Consider the following 21699-nt stretch of genomic DNA (forward strand, 5'->3'; position numbering starts at 1 on the left):
AAAATCGAAATTAAATTTACTCATAACGAAACCCCCAAGATTGGATTTTTTCTGTCCAATCTTGGGGGTTCACTTTAAGGCACAGCCTTTTTTCTTTGTTCATTTGCAGTTGTGGTGCTTTTCCGGCCGCTTTGTGCTATCATTTTTATTGTTAAAGAATACACTAAAGGGAGTCTCTTATTTGACTGAAGGACAAGTAACGAAAATATTTCGCGTCACCAACCCGGATGAGGCTGTCAGTTTAATGGGCACACAGGATAAATTTTTAAAGATCCTAGAAGAAGGGCTGCACGTCACGTTGGCTGCTTTTGGTAATGAAATTAAAATTACCGGCACTTCCAGTGATGCAAGTAAAACTTATGCAGTTTTGGCTAATCTTCTACAATTATATACACAAGGAATTAAAATCAGTAGCGCTGATGTAGTCAGTGCAATGAAGATGGCCCAGCGGGATACATTGGAGCACTTTCAAGAGCTGTATAAAACCGAATTAATTAAGGACCGGCGGGGTAAACCAATTCGCGTGAAGAACTTTGGTCAACGGCAATACGTTACGACAGTTCGCCAAAATGATATCACTTTTGGTGTTGGGCCGGCCGGGACGGGCAAAACTTTTTTGGCCGTTGTCATGGCGGTTGCGGCGTTAAAAAATGGAGAAGTAGAAAAAATTATTTTAACGCGCCCGGCCGTTGAAGCGGGAGAGAGCCTAGGCTTTTTACCTGGTGATTTAAAGGAAAAGGTCGATCCGTATTTGCGGCCAATTTATGATGCTTTGTATGAAGTTTTAGGTGCCGAACATACGACACGCTTAATGGATCGCGGGGTTATTGAAATTGCACCACTGGCCTATATGCGTGGTCGAACGTTGGACAATGCTTTTGTTATTTTAGATGAAGCACAAAATACAACAACAGCACAAATGAAAATGTTCTTAACTCGCCTTGGGTTTGGTTCTAAAATGATTGTTAATGGTGATATTACGCAAATTGATTTACCACGCAATGCTAACAGTGGTTTGGTGCAAGCGCAGCATGTTTTAAAGGGGATTAGTCATATTGCATTTGTTGAATTCTCGGCAAACGATGTGGTTCGGCACCCAGTTGTGGCTAGTATCATTGAGGCTTATGAACGCCAGGAAAAAGTGCCAAAAAATTAATACTAGGTCATTAATCTTTGATGGAGGAATTACTAAGTGGATTTAGAAATTTATGATAATACAAAGGCTGTAACGCAAGCACACTTGGAATTAATTAAAAAGATTACCGAGTTTGCCGGTAACTACATGAAGTTACCTGAAGATACAGAAATGTCAGTAACATTAATGCATAATGATGAGATTCATCAAATCAATAAAGAATACCGTGATACTGATCGCGCCACGGATGTCATTAGTTTTGCGATTGAAGAGGATCCTGATGATCAGGATGTTATTATTTTGGATCCGGAGATGCAAATTCCCCGTAATATTGGTGATTTGATGATTTCGGTAGATAAGGTTGCTGAACAGGCAAATGATTATGGGCATTCTTTTGAACGTGAATTAGGCTACACGGTCGTACATGGCTTTCTTCATTTGAACGGCTATGATCACATGCGCTCGGCCGAAGATGAAAAAGTAATGTTTGCCCTGCAGCGTAAAATTTTGGATGCTTATGGGCTTAAAAGATAAGCGGCAAGTTGAAAAAAACCATAACTTTTGGCAGAGTTTACACCATGCATTAACGGGTATTTATCAAGTATTTATTGAAGAGCGCAACATGCGTTTTCATTTTGGCACGAGTATTTTGGTGTTGGGACTTGGTTTTTTATTTAAGTTGCATCGTTTTGAGTGGCTATGGCTATTACTTGCAATTTTTTTAGTGATGCTAAGTGAGTTAGTCAATACAGTGGTTGAAAATTTGGTTGATTTATTAACGCAACATCACTATGAATTAGCGGCCAAAAATGCAAAGGATATGGCGGCAACGGCTGTTTTATTGGCGGCCTGTTTTGCAATTATTATTGGAATTATTATTTTTATGCCCCATTTATGGCCGCTAATTAACTAGCAGGTTTTTAGAACCAAATAAGGAGGATACATTGTGAGTGAACAGGCAGATTTTCATTCTGGCTTTGTCGCGATTGTTGGACGGCCTAATGTTGGTAAATCAACTTTTTTGAACCGGGTTGTCGGCGAAAAGGTTGCGATTATGTCAAATAAGGCACAAACAACTCGTAATAAAATTCAGGGAATATATACAACTAAAACGGCCCAGATTGTTTTTATTGATACACCAGGAATTCATAAACCAGATAATAAATTAGATGAGTTTATGCTTAGTTCGGCAACTTCTTCACTTAATGAAGTGGATGCCGTCCTATTTATGGTCAGTGCCAAAGATAAAAAGGGTCCTGGTGACACGTTTATCATCGATCAATTAAAACGGGTGAAGCAGCCTGTGTACTTAATTGTTAACAAAATCGATACAGTTCACCCGAATGATTTGGCACCGTTTGTTGAAAGCTACCAAAAAGACATGGCGTTCAAGCAAGTATTTCCAATTTCAGCACTGCAAGGCAACAATGTGACTGAATTATTGACGGAACTTGAACGTGAATTACCGGTGGGACCGCAATATTATCCAGATGATCAGATTACCGATCATCCAGAATATTTTGTTGTTTCTGAACTAATTCGTGAGAAAATTTTAGAATTAACCCGTGAAGAAGTCCCTCATTCAGTTGCAGTTCAAGTTGAGAAAATGCGGCATAATGATAACGAAAAGATGAAAATTGACGCAACCATTGTTGTTGAGCGCCCCGGTCAAAAGGGAATCATTATTGGTCAAGGCGGCAAAATGTTGAAGGAAATTGGTACGCGCGCAAGAAGAGATATTGAACGTTTACTAGGTGAAAAGGTCTATTTACAATTATGGGTTAAGGTTGACAAGGGTTGGCGCGATAATCAGCAGTATCTAGATGAATTAGGTTACCGTAAGAAAGACTATTAAGCAGTGAGATAATGAACTTAGGCCGTGTTTGAAGGTCAAGCTTTGAAGGAGGGGTGCGTGTGGCACAGCGACAAATAACTGACTTTAATGGTTTAGTGATGTTTCGCCGGGATTACCGGGAACGTGATATGTTGGTTAAGTTTTTTACTGATCAATTTGGTAAAAAAATGTTTTTTATTCGTGGCGCACGCAAACGCGGTTTTAAATTGGCGGCTGCATTACTACCCTTTACGCAAGGAACTTACGTTGGAAATATTCACGAAGAAGGGTTGTCATTTATTAACGCGGCTAAAGAGTACCATCAATTTCAAAGCATCTCGACTGATATTGGTTTAAATGCGTACGCAACCTACATCTTAAATTTGATTGATGTTGCTTTTACGGATAACCAACCGTTACCGCGCTGGTACCAACAGGCCGTTTTATCGGTGCAACTGATCGACGATGGATTTGATCCAGAGATTATCACGAACATTAATGAAATTCAGTTGTTGGCGGCGTTTGGAGTGGCACCTTACTTAGAAAGCTGTGTCATTTGTCACCGAAGTGATCTTCCCTTAGACTATTCTGAAAGTTATGGCGGCCTGTTGTGTCAGAAGCACTTCCATTTGGATCCTTATCGCTTTCATGCAAGTGCGCGGGCAATTTATTTGCTGCGCCAGTTTTCGGTGCTTAATTTAAGTAAGTTGACGTCAATTTCGGTGAAGCAAGCTACTAAGGATGAATTGCGGCGAATAATTGACCGCATTTATAGTGATACAGTAGGTCTATCATTAAAAAGTAAACATTTTATTGATGATATGAAAAATTGGGATCACCTGTTGAAACCATAATTGACAAGTTAAATGAAAATCGGTAGAATTTAGTTTAGATGAACGATGACGGAAAGAAACAGGTAATGATTTATCAGCGAATTCGGAAATAGTGCAAGCCGAACTAAATTATGACTGCGGGGCATTCCTGAGTGATTAGGTTAATATTAAAGTGTTAGTGAATAAATCACTAGAACTAGGGTGGAACCGCGAGTAATCGTCCCTATTCCCTATGTAGATTGTTAATCTGCATAGGGGCTTTTTTATTTAAATTCGTAGAGAAGCTTATCAGTATAACTTATTCAAAACAAGTCGCTTGGCTCAAGCGTTACTTTTATTAGTGGTGTTTTGGCTTTAAATGTGAAGGGAGTTTCACTTATGGATCAAAAATTAAATATTCAAGATATGATTTTGACTTTACAGCGTTATTGGAGTAAGCAAGGTTGCATGCTCATGGAGGCCTACGACACTGAAAAAGGTGCCGGGACGATGAGTCCGTATACTTTTTTACGGGCAATCGGACCTGAACCATGGAATGCAGCTTACGTTGAACCTTCAAGACGGCCGGCTGATGGACGGTATGGTGAAAATCCTAATCGGTTGTACCAGCATCACCAATTTCAAGTTGTCATGAAGCCCTCCCCAGCAAATATTCAAGAACTTTACCTGGATAGTTTGCGGGCGTTAGGCATTGATCCTTTGGCCCACGATATTCGGTTTGTTGAGGATAACTGGGAGAATCCATCAATGGGCTGTGCCGGTGTTGGTTGGGAAGTTTGGCTGGATGGGATGGAAGTCTCACAATTCACTTATTTCCAGGTTGTTGGCGGCCTAAACGTTAGGCCAGTTACCTCAGAGATTACATACGGAATTGAACGATTAGCTTCTTATATTCAGGACGTTAATTCTGTTTTTGATCTTGAATGGGGCGATGGTGTCAAATATGGTGATATCTTTAAGGAACCTGAGTTTGAACATTCAAAATATTCTTTTGAAGAAAGCAATCAAGATATGTTGCTGCAATTATTTGATATGTACGAAAATGAAGCAAAAAAACAGATTGATAACGGCTTAGTTCATCCTGCTTATGATTATATTTTAAAGTGTAGTCATACTTTTAACTTGTTGGATGCACGTGGCGCGGTCAGTGTTACGGAGCGTGCTGGCTATCTTTCACGGATTCGAAATATGGCCCGGGCAGTTGCACGAGCATTCGTGGCTGAACGTGAGAAGCTCGGTTTCCCATTGCTAAAACAAGATACTGAAAAAAAGGAGGAGAACTAAAATGACACATACATTTTTAATGGAAATTGGGTTGGAAGAAATGCCAGCACATGTTGTTACGCCTAGTCGGCAACAATTGGTTAAGCGAACGCAAGAATTTTTACAACAAAATCGTTTGAGTTACGGCAAGGTCTCTTCATTTTCTACTCCGCGACGTTTGACGGTAATGGTGGAAGAACTCGCCGCTAAGCAGACTGATGTTAAAAAGGAAGTCCGCGGACCGGCTAAGAAAATTGCTCAGGATGCGGATGGTAATTGGACTAAAGCAGCTCAAGGTTTCGTTCGGGGTCAAAAAATGACGACGGATGATATTATTTTTAAAGAACAAAAGGGCGAAGAGTACGTTTTTTTGGATAAATTTATTCCCGGAGAACCTGCTAAAGAAGTTCTAACGGGTATGAAAGACGTTATCACAGCCATGACTTTCTCAACCAATATGCATTGGGGCGATCATGATTTTGAATATATTCGGCCAATTCACTGGATTGTTGCACTATTAGATCAAGTTATTGTCCCATTCCAGGTTTTAGATATTAAATCTGGTCGGAAAACGCAGGGCCACCGTTTCTTAGGTAAGGCGATTGAATTGCACCAGGCAAGTGATTACTTGACGGTTTTAGAAGGCCAATTTGTTATTGCTGATCCAGCCAAACGACAAGCAATGATTGAGGCGCAAATTCAAAAATTAGTTAAGGCCAATAAATGGACGGTTGAACTTGATCCTGACTTACTAGAAGAAGTGGTTAATTTAGTTGAATATCCAACCGCGTTTAGTGGCACTTTTGCGGCTAAATATTTGAATATGCCAGATGAAGTTTTGATTACATCCATGAAAGATCACCAACGTTATTTCTACGTTCGTGATCAGGCGGGTAAGTTATTGCCAAACTTTATTTCTGTTCGGAATGGGAATGCCGAACACCTAGATAATGTGATTAGTGGGAATGAGAAAGTTTTAGCGGCTCGTTTGGAAGATGCTGAATTTTTCTACACTGAAGATCAAAAACAAACAATCGCGGATTATGTTGCGCGTTTGAAATCAGTTTCTTTCCACGACAAGATTGGAACGATGTACGAAAAAATGCAGCGCGTTCAATTAATTGCCCAGGCCTTAGGTGAGAAAGTTGGTTTAACTGCGGATGAGCTAACTGATTTGCAGCGTGCTAGTGAGATTTATAAATTTGATTTAGTTACCGGAATGGTTGGCGAATTTCCTGAGTTGCAAGGTGTGATGGGCGAGAAATACGCCTTATTGCAAGGTGAACGGCCTGCCGTTGCTCAAGCAATTCGTGAACATTATTTACCAATCTCTGCTGATGGAGTCTTACCCGAAAGCAAGGTAGGAGCCGTCTTAGCACTGGCCGATAAATTTGATAGTATTTCTAGCTTCTTCGCGGTTGGCATGATTCCAAATGGTTCCAATGATCCTTACGCTTTAAGACGACAAGCATTTGGTATTGTGCGGATTCTTCATGATCGACAGTGGCATTTGAGTGTGACTAATTTCGAACAACAAATGGCGCAGTTACTGGAGAAACATCAAGTGACCTTTAATCTAGATTACGGTAAAAATATTCAACCGATTAAGCAATTTATGGATGATCGGATGCGACAGTGGTTCGGTAATCATCAAGTTAATTATGACATTGTTGATGCAGTACTGGGTGGTCACAATAATGATTTGATGGCGATGTTTGATGCCGCGCAGGTACTTGGTGAACAACGCCAGGACACGAACTTTAAAGAATCGATTGAAGCGTTGACCCGGGTGTTACGCTTGGCAGATAAGGCCAATTTTGGTGATCAAGAGACCTTGAGCGTTGATCCAGCACTTTTTGAAAATGACGCTGAAAAGAATTTGTATGAAGCCGTTAAAAAGGTTCAAGAAGCGACACCAAAACATTCGGTTGCCGAGAATTTTGTTGCACTTCGTGATCTGCGCCCACTAATTGAGGCCTATTTTGAGGCAACAATGGTAATGGTCGATGACGAAAAAATTCGCAAAAATCGACTGACGCAATTAGCCATCTTAGCGCGTTTAATTTTTACAGTTGCTAATCTAAATGAATTAATTGTTAAATAGGTCGTTAAGTTGAATTTGTAAACGAGGCCCCTTAGCAAGTACCATTGGGTAGCTAACAGCGTGGTCTTGATAATGTGTTAGTTATTAATCGAAATTTTATGGAGCAAATTAGTTGTTGCTAGTGACCGGTTGTGCTATCATAAATAATGTATTTTTGCGCTTGATAATCCAGTAGAAGTCGCACTTTTTCCAGAAGAGTGCGACTTTTAAAGCTTTTAAAGTGTTTGTGAGGTGAGGGTTTGGCCGGTAGAATTCCAGAAGAAGTGGTTGAAGAAGTTCGTACTTCCGTTAATATTACCGATATTGTCGGGCAGTATGTCCAATTAAAAAAGTCTGGGAAAAACTTATTTGGTCTTTGCCCATTTCACGAAGAGCGGACACCATCTTTTTCAGTAACGGAAGATAAGCAAATATTTCATTGCTTTAGTTGTGGTCGTGGTGGTAACGTTTTTAAGTTCATTATGGAGATTGAGAATTTAGATTTTCCCGCTGCAGTAACTAAGGTTGCTGAACTGGGGAACGTCTCAGTTGATTTAAGTACCTATCAAGCAAAGCCGCAGCGACCAGTTGATCCTAAACGGGAAAAGTTGTTTGCACTGTACAGTGACGCAACGGTGTTATACCACCACATTTTGGTGAATACAGACACTGGTGAGGCGGCATTAGCGTACGCAACACAGCGTAATTTAAATACAACGTTGTTAGATACTTTCCAAATTGGATTTGCTCCGCAGCAACGCGATTTACTAATAACCTTCTTTAAAGAAAAACAAACCGATTTTCAATTATTACGGCAATCAGGGCTTTTTATCGAAAATGATGATGGAACCCTACGTGATCGTTTTGTTGGTCGGTTGATGTTTCCAATTCGTGATGAGCAAGGGCGAGTCATTGCCTTCTCAGGTCGAATTTTACAAGTGGCTGAGAATCAGCCAAAGTATTTAAATAGTCCCGAAACTGATTTATTTAATAAGCGCGATGTTTTGTTCAATTTTGACTTGGCTAAAAGTGAGATTCGAAAGGCTAAGCGGGTTATTTTATTTGAAGGTTTTATGGACGTTATTGCCGCTTTTCAGGCTGGAGTTAAAAATGGTGTCGCTTCAATGGGAACAAGTTTAACCAATGAACAGCTTTATCACTTGCGCCGGGCAACCGATCAATTGGTTGTGTGCTACGATGGTGATGCACCAGGCATGAAGGCAACTAACCGAGTTATTGAGTTATTAAAAGACGATCAACGATTTAATTTGAGTATTGTGACGTTACCCGAGCATCTTGATCCTGACGAGTACGTTAAAAAATATGGTAGTGAGCAGTTTCAAAATGAAGTCACTAATTCTTTAGAAACGGCGCCGGCTTTTCGATTGCATTTTTTAAAGCAAAATCGGAATTTAGATAATGAACAAGATAAGATTGCTTACATTAATGATGCATTACAAGAGTTGGTTTTGGTCCCTTCAGCAGTTGAACGGGATGTTTACTTGAATCAACTTAGTGAAGAGCTACACGTTTCTTACACGGCGTTAGTTCAGCAGCTACAGCAGTTATTAAAAAAAACCACGGCTGAGCATGATCGTGTACGGGCACAGCAACAACCAAAAAAAGAAGTGGTGCCCGTTTACCAGCAACAGGTGCATAAGTTAGATCGTGTTGAGTTGGCCGAACGTGAATTATTAAGGCTGTACTTCCATGATCCAACTGTGCGAATGCGACTGCGTAACCGAACAAATTTTAGTTTTATTCACGATAATTATCAGTTATTGTACACTTTTGGTGAAGGTTATTTTGAAAAACATGATTCATTTTTAATTGCAGAATTTATGGATTATTTGCCCAGCTCGGATGATCGTTTGCAACGATTAGTTAGCGCGGTTGAGCAAATGGCCGTACCACCAACTACTAGCGATGAGCAAGTAACGGACTATTTAATTGCGATGCGCCGTTCAGTTTTTGAAAAACAATTGCAAAAAGCGCAGAATGACTTGCGTGATGCGGCGCGAACTGGTGACGACAAACAGGCGGTACAATTATTACAACGGATTATTGATTTAAAGCGTCAGATACAAGAGGTAGCAACACAACAAATGATATAGGAGGCCGATCGAATGGCAAATAAAACTGTAAAAAGTGACGATAAAAAGTATACGGCCGCAGTTAAAGCAATAATTAAAGAATTTAAGCCTAAAAAACAGGTTACTGAGGATGCTTTAACCGACAAGATCGTAACACCTTTTCACCTTGATGCTGATGCGATTGATAAGCTTTTTCTAAAAATAGAAGACCAAGGTATTAGCGTTGTCGATGAAAAAGGTGAGCCTTCCGTACGAAGTTTGAAGAAAGAAAAAAACGTTAAGAAAAAAGACCTACAAAATATGTCTGCACCGGCCGGTGTTAAAATTAATGACCCAGTTCGGATGTATTTAAAGGAAATTGGTCGTGTATCATTGCTAACGGCCGATGAAGAAGTTGCCTTGGCACTTAAAATCGAACAAGGTGATGAAGAGGCCAAACAGCGGCTTGCCGAGGCCAATTTAAGGTTGGTTGTTTCAATTGCTAAACGTTATGTTGGGCGTGGCATGCAATTTCTTGATTTAATTCAAGAAGGTAATATGGGCCTAATGAAAGCAGTTGAAAAGTTTGATTACCGTAAGGGCTTTAAGTTTTCCACCTACGCCACCTGGTGGATTCGGCAGGCAATTACCCGTGCGATCGCTGATCAGGCACGGACAATCCGGATTCCAGTGCATATGGTTGAAACGATTAATAAGTTAATTCGAATTCAACGACAACTTTTGCAGGACTTAGGTCGCGAACCCACACCAGAAGAAATTGGTGCTGAGATGGATATGCCAACGGAGAAGGTTAGAGAAATCTTAAAGATCGCCCAAGAACCAGTTTCGTTGGAAACACCAATTGGTGAAGAGGATGATTCCCATTTAGGTGATTTCATTGAAGATCAAGACGCCACTAGTCCGGCCGATCACGCTACTTATGAATTATTAAAAGAGCAATTAGAGAGCGTTTTGGATACCTTGACTGACCGTGAAGAGAATGTGTTGCGTTTACGGTTTGGACTTGATGATGGTCGAACCCGGACGCTTGAAGAGGTTGGTAAGGTCTTCGGCGTTACGCGGGAACGAATTCGGCAGATTGAAGCAAAGGCGTTACGAAAATTACGTCACCCAAGTCGTTCAAAACAGCTAAAAGATTTTTTGGAATAACTTTAATTTAAAGCGTGATTCAAAAAAGGCACGTTTGAAAAGACGTCAGGTGCGAACACGTTTAGACTAATTTTATAGCGGCTGTTGTAACAATAATTTCCGGATAGTCTTTAGTAATAAATAATAGGACCAAGACAAAATTCATTTTTGTCTTGGTCCTATTTGTGTCGCAAACATGTCACACTAAATTGGTCAAGTAAATGATAAGTACTAGTAAAAGTATTTTCCTGACTACTATAGTGTAAACGTGGTCGGAAAAGCAGATTCAATTAATTTTCGTTTACAAGTGCTTATTGCTTGGTACAATGAATTTAGAAACTTTTAAAGGTGAGGATGAAAAACGTGAATAAAGTACATTTAAGCAAGCGACTAACAGCAGTTGCCGATTTTGTACCAGAAAATGGGCGGGTAGCCGATATTGGTTCGGATCACGCTTTGGTGCCGCTTAGTTTAGTTGCTAGTGGGAAGATCACTTTTGCGATTGCCGGGGAGGTTATTGCGGGTCCATTTCATCGCGCCCAAAATGCGATTGCGGCGGCAGGTTTAACACCTAACATTCAGACACGCTTAGCAGATGGACTGGCCGCCATTCAAACGACGGATCAAATTGATACCGTTGTGATCGCTGGAATGGGCGGTCAACTGATTAGCGATATTTTAACTCGCGGTGAAAAAGCATTAAAAACGGTTAAAACGCTAATTTTAGAGGCCAACATTCAGGAAGCTTTGGTTCGCGAATGGTTAATGCAGCATAATTACCAAATTGTTGCGGAGACAATTTTGGCCGAAGATAATCATATTTATGAAATTATTAAGGCAACTAAGGTTACCGTTGCACCAAGCTATACGCAACAACAACTGATTTTTGGACCGTTATTAATGCAGCAACAAGCGGCCGTTTTTAAACAAAAATGGCAACACCGTGCTTTAACGAATCAACGAATTATTACCAATTTAAAAGCGAATGCACATTCTGATAAATCAGCGAAACTGCGATCATTAGAACTTGAGAACCAACAGATTAAGGAGGTTTTAGCATGAGTCTTTTAGTTCAAGATTTTATTAATCGATTTGAGCGTTTTGCACCGCAATACTTGGCGGAACCTGGTGATCCAACTGGTATGCAGCTTGGATCAACGAAGCAGCCGATTCACCGAGTAATGGTTACTTTAGATGTTCGACCAGAAGTGGTTCAAGAAGCAATTGAACAACGAGTTGATTTTATTTTTGCACATCATCCAGTTGTCTTTCACCCGGTCCAAAATTTAATTACCGATAATCCCCAAAATGCGATGTACGCCGAATTATTGGCGCACCATATTGCGGTGTACGCGGCACATACCAACCTTGATTCTGCTAATGGTGGGATGAACGATTGGTTGGCCGAACGATTACACTTACAGCAAGTTAGCTTGTTACAGCCTAGTTATCAACGGAAAATGAAAAAACTAGCAGTTTTTGTCCCACAAAAACAAGCAACTATATTGCGCCAAGCCTTGGTTCAGGCCGGAGCCGGTCAAATTGGTAATTATCACGGGGCCAGTTATAGCTTGGCCGGTACAGGTCGGTTTACGCCTGAACAGGGCGCCCAACCGGCAATTGGTCATGTTGGTCAAGAAGAGACAGTTGCTGAGGAAAAAATCGAGGTCATTTTTCCAGAGACGTTAACCCAGCAGGTATTGGCAGCAATGTACCGAGTTCATCCCTATGAGGAACCGGCGTATGATTTATATACGTTGGATAATCCAGGTGAGCAGTTTGGTATTGGTCGAATTGGCGAATTGGCGCAACCAATGACGGTACAGGCCTATGCTCAACAGGTTCGGCAAGCATTTGACCTAACTGGCCTACGTTTAGTCACACCTGATCCTGCTAAACTAATTAAGCGGGTGGCAGTTATTGGTGGTGACGGTGGCAAATTTTATCCGGCCGTTTTAAAACAGCAGGCGGATGTCTTCGTCACAGGGGACGTTTATTACCACACGGCCCATGATATGTTGGCTGCCGGTTTATCCGTCATTGATCCAGGGCATCATATTGAAAGTATCGTGAAGGAAAAGGCAGTTCCACTATTCCAAGGTTGGGCCAAGGAAGAAAAGTGGGCCGACGTTAGTTTCTTTGCTTCTAAGTTGAATACTGATCCGTTTAGATTTATTTCTATGTAAATTTAGGGAACGGCGCCTAGGTTCTACTCCGCAATTGAGGATTATTACTGGTTGCACTAACGATGTCGATTGGACTAGTAGGCTAAAGCCCGGTAAGTTCATGTCGCATGTGTTCCATACGCCAGCGTCGGAATGGAACCTAACTAAATTTATTCACGTGTCATTCAGTGGTCCAGCGGCATAAGTATTATTTTTAATAGCGATATAATTTAATTTAACTATGAGCGCTACACGCCACTAGACTAAATTTGAGTGGAAAAATGGTTTTAAATCGAAATAAAGGGGACCTTTAAAATGGCAATTTATGAAGACTTAGTACCACGTTTTTTACGTTACGTTAAAAGCAACACCCGTTCAGATCCGGATTCTTATACAATTCCGTCAACGCCTAGGCTGATAGCTTTCGCAAAAAAATTAGCTGAAGAGATGCAAATGATTGGCCTAAAGAATGTACATTATTTGGATAAGAATGGTTACGTTGTTGGGACTTTACCAAGTAATCAAGAAAAAAAGGTACCAGTGATTGGTTTTATGGGGCATATGGATACGGCGGAGTTTAATTCAGAAAATGTCAATCCTCAGTTTGTGCCTAATTATGACGGTCAATCGCTAATTAAACTTGATCAAGCTGGTAAGTTCACTTTGAATTTGACTGATTTTCCATTTTTGGCCAATTATAAAGGGCATGATTTAATTACAACCGATGGCTCAACTTTATTAGGTGGTGATGATAAGGCTGGAGTTGCCGAGATTATGACAGCGATGGCTTACTTAGTTAAGCATCCAGAAATCAAACACGGTGAAATTCGGGTTGGCTTTAGCCCAGATGAAGAAATTGGCACTGGGGCGGATCATTTTGACGTTGCCGATTTTAATGCCACCTTTGCCTACACCGTTGATGGTGGTTCTGAAGGCCAGCTGGAATACGAAACGTTTAATGCCGCGGAGATGAAAGTTCATATTCAGGGTAAAAATGTTCATACGGCCACTGCCAATGGTGTCATGGTTAATGCTTTACAACTAGCTACTGATTTTCAAAATGGCCTTCCCCAAAAAGAAGTGCCTGAAAAAACAAGTGGGACGGCCGGCTTTTTCCATCTGTATCAATTAAAAGGGACCGTTGAAGAGGCCGACATGACCTACATTATTCGGGATTTTAAGCGTTCTGGTTTACAAGCGCGTAAGGAAGTGGCGCAAAGGGTTGCCGCAACGATTAATGCACGTTTTCCTGAGGAGCGGATTAGCTTAACTATTTTTGATCAATACTATAATATGCGTGAAGTCCTAGAAAAAGATATGCGCAGTGTTGAATTGGCTAAAAAGGCAATGGAGGAAGTTGGTGTGAAACCATTGATTGACCCTGTCCGTGGTGGTACCGATGGTTCGAAGATTTCCTTCATGGGTTTACCAACCCCTAATTTATTTGCCGGTCCAGAAAATATGCACGGTCGCTATGAGTTTGTTTCTGAACAGGTAATGGCAAGGGCCACGGATGTTATTTTGCAAATCATTAAATTAAATAGCCAGTAGCCGAATGGCGCCAGGCAAATTAGTTGCCACGAATGTATGTTCGCGTTAAACTGTAGTTGTTGAGAAAAGTAGTTTTAATCGGCAGGAAAGCTCTGCCGATTTTTTGACACTAAATTTTAAAATTTAACTTTGAAAATATTTAGTTTAGGAGTTGATCAAATGAATCCAGAAAAAATGACCCAAGCAGTTCAAGATGCAATTGCGGAAGCACAAAAAATTACGGTAACCCGGCACCAACAGGAAATTGATATTCCCCAGCTTTTTAAGTTTTTAATACAACCACAACAGTTAGGCCGAAAAATTTACGAAAAGGCTGGTCTTGAAATACCAACTTTAGAGGCTGAAATCGATCGTTTGTTAGACGCGATTCCAACTGTTGAAGGTAATGTGGCCTATGGTCAGAACATGAGCCAAAATCTCTATCGATTGCTACAGGCTGCGGATAAGATCAGCCAAGATCTTGGGGACGAATACGTGGCAACCGAAAGCATTCTTTTGGCGCTGATGACTTTGAAGGATCATTCACTGACTCAATATTTAACCAAATCAGGTTTAACGACTACTAAATTAAAGGCGGTAATTACTGAGATGCGCGGTGGTGATCGAGTGACTTCGAAAAATCAGGAAGAACAATATCAGGCTTTAGAAAAATACGGAACTGATTTAGTGAAGGCAGTTCGGACTGGTGATCAAGATCCGATTATTGGTCGTGATGAAGAAATTCGTGCTGTCATTCGGATTTTGTCGCGGAAAACAAAAAATAATCCCGTTTTAATTGGTGAACCTGGTGTTGGGAAAACGGCAATTGTTGAAGGTTTGGCTCAACGGATTGTTAATAAAGACGTTCCGGATAATTTGAAGGATAAAACTATTTTTAGTCTGGATATGGGATCGTTGATTGCTGGTGCAAAGTACCGGGGGGAATTTGAAGAACGGTTGAAAGGTGTTTTGAAGGCCGTTCGTAAAAGTGAAGGCCAAATTATTTTATTCATTGACGAAATTCATAACATCGTGGGCGCTGGTAAGACTGAAGGCAGTATGGATGCTGGTAACTTGCTAAAGCCAATGTTGGCCCGGGGGGAATTACACTTGATCGGGGCAACGACGCTAGATGAATACCGGCAGTATATGGAAAAAGATAAAGCACTAGAACGGCGTTTCCAACGGATTGTCATACAGGAACCAACAGTTCAGGATACAATTAGTATTTTACGTGGTTTAAAGGAGCGGTTTGAGATTTATCATGGCGTTCGTATTCACGATAACGCTTTGGTTGCCGCAGCAACACTTTCTGATCGCTACATTACGGATCGATTTTTACCCGATAAAGCGATTGATTTGGTTGATGAAGCTAGCGCCAATATTAACGTGGAAATGAATTCAATGCCAACTGAGCTCGATCAGGTCACGCGGCGTTTAATGCAGATGGAGATTGAAGAGGCAGCTCTGAAAAAAGAAACGGATTCAGTTTCGAAAAAGCGGTTGGCCGAATTACAATCAGAGCTAAGTAATTTGCGTGAAGAAGCCAATAGCATGAAAATGCGGTGGGAATCAGAAAAAGAGGATATTTCTAAAGTTAACAAAAAGAAATCTGAAATTGATCAGGCTAAGCGTCAGTTAAAAGATGCGCAGTCTAGTTATGATTTGGAGACGGCGGCGCGCCTGCAACACGGCACAATTCCTGAGCTGGAAAAAGAGTTGGCCACAATGGAAAAGCAGGATCGGCCTGAAAATTGGATGGTTCAAGAATCCGTTACGGAAAACGAAATTGCGGACGTTGTCAGCCGGGAAACCGGCATTCCAGTGGCTAAATTAGTTCAGGGTGAGCGAACTAAATTACTGAAGCTTGGTGAAAGCTTGCATAAGCGTGTGGTTGGCCAAAATGAGGCCGTTGACGCTGTCACTGATGCCGTATTGCGGTCCCGTGCTGGATTGCAGGATCCTAATCGGCCACTAGGTTCTTTCCTATTCCTAGGCCCAACTGGTGTTGGTAAAACAGAATTGGCCAAGGCCCTTGCCGAGAATTTATTTGACTCGGAGGATCATATGGTACGAATCGATATGAGCGAGTATATGGAAAAGGAATCGGTTTCACGGTTAGTTGGCGCCGCACCAGGCTATGTTGGGTATGAAGAAGGCGGTCAATTAACCGAGGCTGTTCGGCGGAATCCGTATTCAATTGTCCTATTAGACGAAGTCGAAAAAGCCCATCCAGATGTTTTTAATATTTTATTACAAGTATTGGATGATGGTCGCTTAACGGATGGCCAAGGCCGAACGGTTGATTTTAAAAATACAATTATTATTATGACGTCTAATCTAGGATCCGAAATTTTACTAAATGGTGTAAATGAGCAAGGTGAAATCACTAAATCCAGTCAAGAACAAGTTCGGCAACTTATTCAAACCCACTTTAAGCCTGAATTTTTAAACCGAATTGACGACATTATTATGTTCACACCGTTAAGCCTTAACGATATTCAGGCGATTGTGGTTAAATTACTGGCACAGCTTTCGCAACGTGTGGCTGATCAGGAAATTAACCTAATCATCACGGATAGTGCTAAAAAATGGCTTGCGCAACAGGGATATGACCCAGCTTTTGGTGCGCGACCACTGCGACGCTTTATTACGCGTGAGGTGGAAACACCGCTGGCTAAGGAAATTATTTCCGGTCGGGTAGCGCCGCACACAACTGTCAAAATTAATTTACTCGATAATCATTTAGTCTTTGAAAATCAAGTTGCGGATAAAACGGTGAGCACGAAATAAAGGTGACTAATCAGTTAATATTTAGCAAATTTTTAAAAAGGTCAACAAAAAAAGACTGGTTTTAACCAGTCTTTTTTTATTGATTACTATGATTTGTTTGTTTATCAGACATTAATCCAGGTAAGAACATGAGGATAATTGCAAAGATAATCGAGACAACTGCCAATGAGCCAACGCTATAAGGCCGACTGGTGACCGCTGAGCCAATGTAACCAATTAATTGTCCTAAAATTAGCGCCCAAATCAGTACAATAATCTGTTTCATAGCGCACCTTCTTTCGATACAGATGTATTTTAGCATACTCTTTTTGAAAGCAAAAGAACTATTTGTGTCACTAGAGTTTGTTATAATCAATTATGAAGGGATGTGGCAAGTTGGCTTTTGTACAATTACAAGTGATGAGTTCGTATAGTTTACTGGAAAGTCCCACGACAATCAAAGGGCTCGTGGCGGCTGCTAAAGAACGTGGTTATTCAGCACTGGCGCTAACTGACCAGCAAGTACTTTATGCAAGTGTTGATTTCTATAAAGCTTGTATTGCGGCCAAGATCAAACCAATTTTAGGTTTGAAGTTGTCAGTTAGTGGGTTGTTAGATTCTGAAAATCAGTACCCATTAGTGATCTTGGCTAAAGATAAAGTCGGCTACCAGCATTTGTTAAAACTATCAACGGCCGTTATGACGACCGAAAAGCCACTAACATTGGCGGATATTGGCCATTTGTTAAGCCATGTTTTTGTAATTACACCTGCCTATACCAGTGAATTGGCCACGTTGGCGGCACATGATTTAGAGCAGGCCCAAACGTATTTAACTAAACTTGCAAAAATAACGTCCGATCTGCGAATTGGCATTAGTTTACAAAAACAAGGAATTGCGCTAAAGGAGCCTTTAAAACAATTAAGTGATACCACACAGATTCCGTTAGTTGCCTTAGAGGATGTGCGCTATTTAGAACCGGATGATGCCTTTAGTACAACAATTTTGCGCTCAATTAAGGCGGGAACAACTCTGAATGCTGAGCAACAGGTGACTGCGGCCCAAGATGGTGAAAATTTTTTGGCACCAGCAACGCAAGTCTTTGAACGTTACCAGGCCAACAACTTGGCGCCAGCAGCTTTAGAAACGGAGAAGATTGCTCAGGCCTGTCAGGTCAAGCTCACTTTTCATGAGCCATTGTTGCCTAAATATCCAGTACCTACTCATGAAACAGCCGCCGACTACTTGCGGCAAATGGCAACGACTGGTTTAAAAGGACGTTTTGCTGATAAAGTTATTCCACCAGCTTACCAAACCAGGTTGGATCATGAGTTAAAAGTAATTAACGAAATGGGATTTAACGATTATTTCTTGATTATTTGGGATGTTATGCACTATGCCCACCAGGTAAATATTATGACTGGGCCTGGGCGAGGCTCGGCCGCTGGAGCATTAGTTTCCTACGCGCTGGCTATTACGGAAGTTGATCCATTAAAATATAATTTACTGTTTGAACGCTTCTTGAATCAAGAGCGGCATAACATGCCGGATATTGATTTGGATATTCCGGATAACCGCCGGGAGGATCTTTTGCAGTACGTCCATCAGAAATACGGTCACACCCACATGGCCCAGATCATCACTTTTGGCACACTTGCGGCCAAACAGGCATTGCGCGATGTTGGTCGTGTTCTTGGGTTAACGCAGTTTGAAATGGCCGATTGGTCAAAGGCCGTTCCAAACATTTTACACATTAATCTAACGGATGCCTACAAGCAATCGTTGCGGTTACGCAATTTAGTTAGCGATAGCAAACGTAATCAATTATTATACAAAACGGCGCTGCGATTAGAAGGATTACCCCGGCATTATTCTACACACGCGGCAGGAATTGTGCTGGCCGACCAAGATTTAACCGATTATTTACCCTTACAAACAGGTAGTGAAGGTATTTTACTAACGCAATTGCCAATGGGAAACGTTGAAGAACTTGGTTTATTGAAAATGGATTTTCTAGGTTTGCGAAATCTCAGTATTTTGGCGAATACCTTGCAATTAGTGAAGCAGCAAACGGGTGAAAGTTTACCAATCAATCAAATCCCACTAAATGATCCGGAGACTTTAAACCTTTTTCAAGCGGGGGATACAAATGGTGTCTTTCAATTTGAATCAAGTGGCATCAAGAATGTCCTCCGGGAATTAAAACCAACTAGCTTTGAAGATATTGTTGCGGTTAACGCCTTGTATCGTCCCGGGCCAATGGAAAACATTGCAACTTTTATAAAACGAAAGCACGCCAACACTAAGCCAGAGTTTCCAAATGAAACGATTGCCGGTATTTTAGGACCTACGTACGGCATTTTAGTTTATCAGGAGCAAGTCATGCAGGTTGCGGCGGCGATGGGTGGTTTTAGTTTAGGTGAGGCTGATATTTTACGCCGGGCAATGAGCAAGAAGAAAAAGGCCGTTATTGACGAAAAGAAAGCCGAATTTATTAGTGGGGCCCTTAAAAAGGGTTACCAGAAACAAGCAGCTGCTCAAATGTATGAGTACATTGAACGTTTTGCTAATTATGGATTTAATCGTTCCCATGCGGTTGCTTACAGTATGATAGCTTTTCAACTGGCCTATTTAAAGACTCATTATCCAGCCGCCTTTTTCGCCGCTTTATTAAATTCAGCAATTAATAACCCAACTAAAACTAAAAGTTACTTGCAAGAGGCCAAACTGCGTAGAATTAAAATTTTGCCGCCCGACATTAACCAAAGTCAGCTCTATTATCGCCTCAAGCAGCAGGCAATCTTGTTCGGTTTACTTTGTATAAAGGGTTTAAGGCGGGAATTTGTATTGCAAATTTTAGCAAACCGAAAAAAACAAGGCCAGTTTAAATCGTTACAAGATTTCTTACAACGCATTGATGCCAAGTGGTTAAAAATGGATTATTTGGCACCGTTAGTCTATACCGAGGCCTTTACGCAATTTAATGCCAATCGGGCGGAATTAATGCAGGCGCTACCGGAATTAATTGAGGCGCTAAATTTAAGTGGTGCAAACGTTTCATTATTTGAAACGCTGGCGCCTAAGAAAAAAGCAGTACCAGATTTGAGCTTGGCCGAGAAACTTGAGGTTGAAGATCGTTATTTAGGGGCGTATTTATCTGGTCATCCAGTGGAGAAATACACTAACCTGTTAACCAAGCAGCCAATTGACCAAGTTAGCGCTTTAGTTGTCGGGAAGCGGAGTAGCGTGTTACTCTTTGTTAAGAAAATAAAGGTAATTCGGACCAAACGCGGAGAACAGATGGCTTTTCTCAGTACAAGTGATGCTACCGCTGATTTGGACGTCACTGTGTTTCCCCGAGTTTACCGGCAAATCAGTCAATGGTTGGCCAACGATCAAGTGTTATTGGTCCAGGGGAAGGTAGCAAATGATCGCGGTGAGCTTCAATTATTGGCTGAACAGATTCAATTGGCCGATAATTTGCTTCCAAAGAAAACGACGCAAACGCTTTTTTTGCGAGTAACTGAGCAAGCGGCGGCCAAATTGGAGTTACCACAAAGATTAAAAAAATCTAATGGACCAATTCCAGTTGTTCTGTTTGATCCCACCACTAAAAATAAAATATTATTGCACCGCGATTATTGGGTGACGCTTACAACTGCACTAACTCAAGATTTGCAAAAATTGCTTGGTAAAGCCAACGTTGCAGTGACAAATCAAGAGCTTTCTCATAATAAAAGTTAAATTGGATTTCTTGTGAAAAAAAGCGAGAATAAGCAGACATGTTTTCAGAAAAGTGTTAGAATATTGTTTGGGTTTGAGTGCAGAAGAGCTGCGCTTTAACAAATTATTAAAAATGCCTGAGGTGAAGAAATGAAACGCATTGGGATTTTGACAAGTGGTGGCGATGCGCCGGGTATGAACGCGGCAATTCGTGCAGTCACTCGAAAAGCTATCCATGAAGGACTAGAAGTATACGGAATTAACTACGGTTACGCTGGACTTGTTGCGGGTGATATCTTTAAGATGGACGAAGCAACTGTTGGTGATATCATTCAACGTGGTGGGACATTCTTGTATTCTGCTAGATACCCTGAATTTGCTCAAGAAGAAGGGCAATTGAAGGGGATTGAACAATTAAACAAGTTTGGAATTGAAGCATTAGTTGTTATTGGTGGTGATGGTTCTTATCATGGTGCTTTACGTTTGACTGAGCACGGTTATAATGCCATCGGTTTACCAGGAACAATTGATAATGATATTCCTTACACTGATTTCACAATTGGTTTTGACACGTCAGTTAATACCGTTTTGGAATCAATTGACCGTATTCGTGATACTGCAACCAGTCATGAACGAACTTTTGTTATTGAAGTTATGGGTCGTGGCGCTGGTGATATCGCACTTTGGTCTGGTGTTGCTGGTGGTGCTGAAGCAATTATCATTCCTGAAAAGGAATTCGATATGAAGCAAGTTGCCAACAAGATTCGTGCCGGCCGTAATCGTGGTAAGAAGCACGCCTTGATTGTTTTAGCTGAAGGTGTAATGCACGCTGATGAATTTGCTGAAGAACTTGGTAAATTCGGTGACTTCCACACACGGGTTACGGTTTTAGGACACGTTCAACGTGGTGGTTCACCAACTGCCCGTGATCGTGTTATGGCTTCACAAATGGGGTCTTACGCTGTTGAATTATTAATGCAAGGTAAGGGCGGTTTGGCCATTGGTATTGAAAATAACAAGGTCGTTTCACACGATATCTTAGACTTATTTGATGCCAAACACCATTCAGAGATATCTTTGTATGATTTAAACAATGATATTTCTTATTAGTTTTTAAAGAGTATTTTGAAAATTATTTTT

The 21699-nt window shown here is 41.1% G+C and carries 16 protein-coding genes; 15 read left to right on the forward strand and 1 reads right to left on the reverse strand.

Translation table 11 applies throughout. From position 1 onward, the window contains the following. Positions 1–181 precede the first annotated feature (181 nt). The 13 genes from EKM61_RS00640 to clpB all read left to right on the forward strand — a co-directional run bounded on the left by EKM61_RS00640 (position 182) and on the right by clpB (position 16857). On the forward strand, positions 182–1156 hold the full coding sequence (locus tag EKM61_RS00640; RefSeq protein WP_068224491.1) for a PhoH family protein: 975 nt from the start codon (positions 182–184) through the stop codon (positions 1154–1156). 36 nt (positions 1157–1192) lie between these two features. Continuing rightward, the gene (ybeY, locus tag EKM61_RS00645; protein WP_068224488.1) at positions 1193–1669 is read left to right on the forward strand and encodes an rRNA maturation RNase YbeY; all 477 of its coding nucleotides are present in this window, start codon (positions 1193–1195) and stop codon (positions 1667–1669) included. Further along, complete coding sequence (locus EKM61_RS00650) at positions 1647–2048, forward strand: diacylglycerol kinase family protein (RefSeq protein ID WP_068224484.1); 402 nt, start codon at positions 1647–1649, stop codon at positions 2046–2048. The genes ybeY and EKM61_RS00650 overlap by 23 nt, the downstream gene beginning before the upstream one ends. A 33-nt stretch (positions 2049–2081) precedes the next feature. Further along, positions 2082–2990, forward strand: a complete 909-nt coding sequence (gene era / locus EKM61_RS00655; RefSeq protein ID WP_068224481.1) for a GTPase Era — start codon at positions 2082–2084, stop codon at positions 2988–2990. Between the two features lie 59 nt (positions 2991–3049). Beyond that, positions 3050–3823 carry a DNA repair protein RecO gene (recO, locus tag EKM61_RS00660; RefSeq protein WP_068224474.1) on the forward strand — a complete coding sequence of 258 codons (774 nt, stop codon included), beginning with the start codon at positions 3050–3052 and terminating at the stop codon, positions 3821–3823. A gap of 357 nt (positions 3824–4180) precedes the next feature. Continuing rightward, positions 4181–5086: a glycine--tRNA ligase subunit alpha gene (gene glyQ / locus EKM61_RS00665; RefSeq protein WP_068280758.1), complete on the forward strand. Its 906-nt coding sequence runs from the start codon at positions 4181–4183 to the stop codon at positions 5084–5086. 1 nt (position 5087) lies between these two features. Then, complete coding sequence (gene glyS / locus EKM61_RS00670; protein ID WP_068224470.1) at positions 5088–7169, forward strand: glycine--tRNA ligase subunit beta; 2082 nt, start codon at positions 5088–5090, stop codon at positions 7167–7169. Between the two features lie 239 nt (positions 7170–7408). After that, positions 7409–9262, forward strand: a complete 1854-nt coding sequence (gene dnaG / locus EKM61_RS00675; RefSeq protein ID WP_068224466.1) for a DNA primase — start codon at positions 7409–7411, stop codon at positions 9260–9262. 12 nt (positions 9263–9274) lie between these two features. After that, positions 9275–10390: an RNA polymerase sigma factor RpoD gene (rpoD, locus tag EKM61_RS00680; RefSeq protein ID WP_068224463.1), complete on the forward strand. Its 1116-nt coding sequence runs from the start codon at positions 9275–9277 to the stop codon at positions 10388–10390. A 342-nt stretch (positions 10391–10732) separates the two neighbouring features. After that, a complete protein-coding gene (locus EKM61_RS00685) occupies positions 10733–11431 on the forward strand; it encodes a tRNA (adenine(22)-N(1))-methyltransferase (RefSeq protein WP_068226223.1) in 699 nt (232 codons plus the stop codon). Next, positions 11428–12555 (forward strand): Nif3-like dinuclear metal center hexameric protein, encoded by a 1128-nt coding sequence (locus EKM61_RS00690; protein WP_068224460.1) that lies wholly within the window; start codon positions 11428–11430, stop codon positions 12553–12555. The genes EKM61_RS00685 and EKM61_RS00690 overlap by 4 nt, the downstream gene beginning before the upstream one ends. A gap of 294 nt (positions 12556–12849) precedes the next feature. Then, positions 12850–14085: a peptidase T gene (gene pepT, locus EKM61_RS00695; protein WP_068224459.1), complete on the forward strand. Its 1236-nt coding sequence runs from the start codon at positions 12850–12852 to the stop codon at positions 14083–14085. Positions 14086–14244: 159 nt separating this feature from the next. Next, positions 14245–16857: an ATP-dependent chaperone ClpB gene (gene clpB / locus EKM61_RS00700; protein WP_068224456.1), complete on the forward strand. Its 2613-nt coding sequence runs from the start codon at positions 14245–14247 to the stop codon at positions 16855–16857. Positions 16858–16933: 76 nt separating this feature from the next. On the opposite strand, the gene EKM61_RS00705 is transcribed toward clpB, so the two are convergent. Beyond that, positions 16934–17122, reverse strand: a complete 189-nt coding sequence (locus EKM61_RS00705; RefSeq protein ID WP_068224454.1) for a YjzD family protein — start codon at positions 17120–17122, stop codon at positions 16934–16936. A 110-nt stretch (positions 17123–17232) separates the two neighbouring features. Here EKM61_RS00705 and dnaE point away from each other — a divergent pair, with 110 nt between their 5' ends. Both dnaE and pfkA read left to right on the forward strand, forming a co-directional pair. Continuing rightward, positions 17233–20580 carry a DNA polymerase III subunit alpha gene (gene dnaE, locus EKM61_RS00710; protein WP_068224452.1) on the forward strand — a complete coding sequence of 1116 codons (3348 nt, stop codon included), beginning with the start codon at positions 17233–17235 and terminating at the stop codon, positions 20578–20580. Between the two features lie 129 nt (positions 20581–20709). Then, the gene (gene pfkA / locus EKM61_RS00715; protein WP_068224449.1) at positions 20710–21669 is read left to right on the forward strand and encodes a 6-phosphofructokinase; all 960 of its coding nucleotides are present in this window, start codon (positions 20710–20712) and stop codon (positions 21667–21669) included. Positions 21670–21699: the final 30 nt, after the last annotated feature.

The organism is Loigolactobacillus backii (assembly GCF_003946275.1).
Lineage (GTDB): Bacteria > Bacillota > Bacilli > Lactobacillales > Lactobacillaceae > Loigolactobacillus > Loigolactobacillus backii.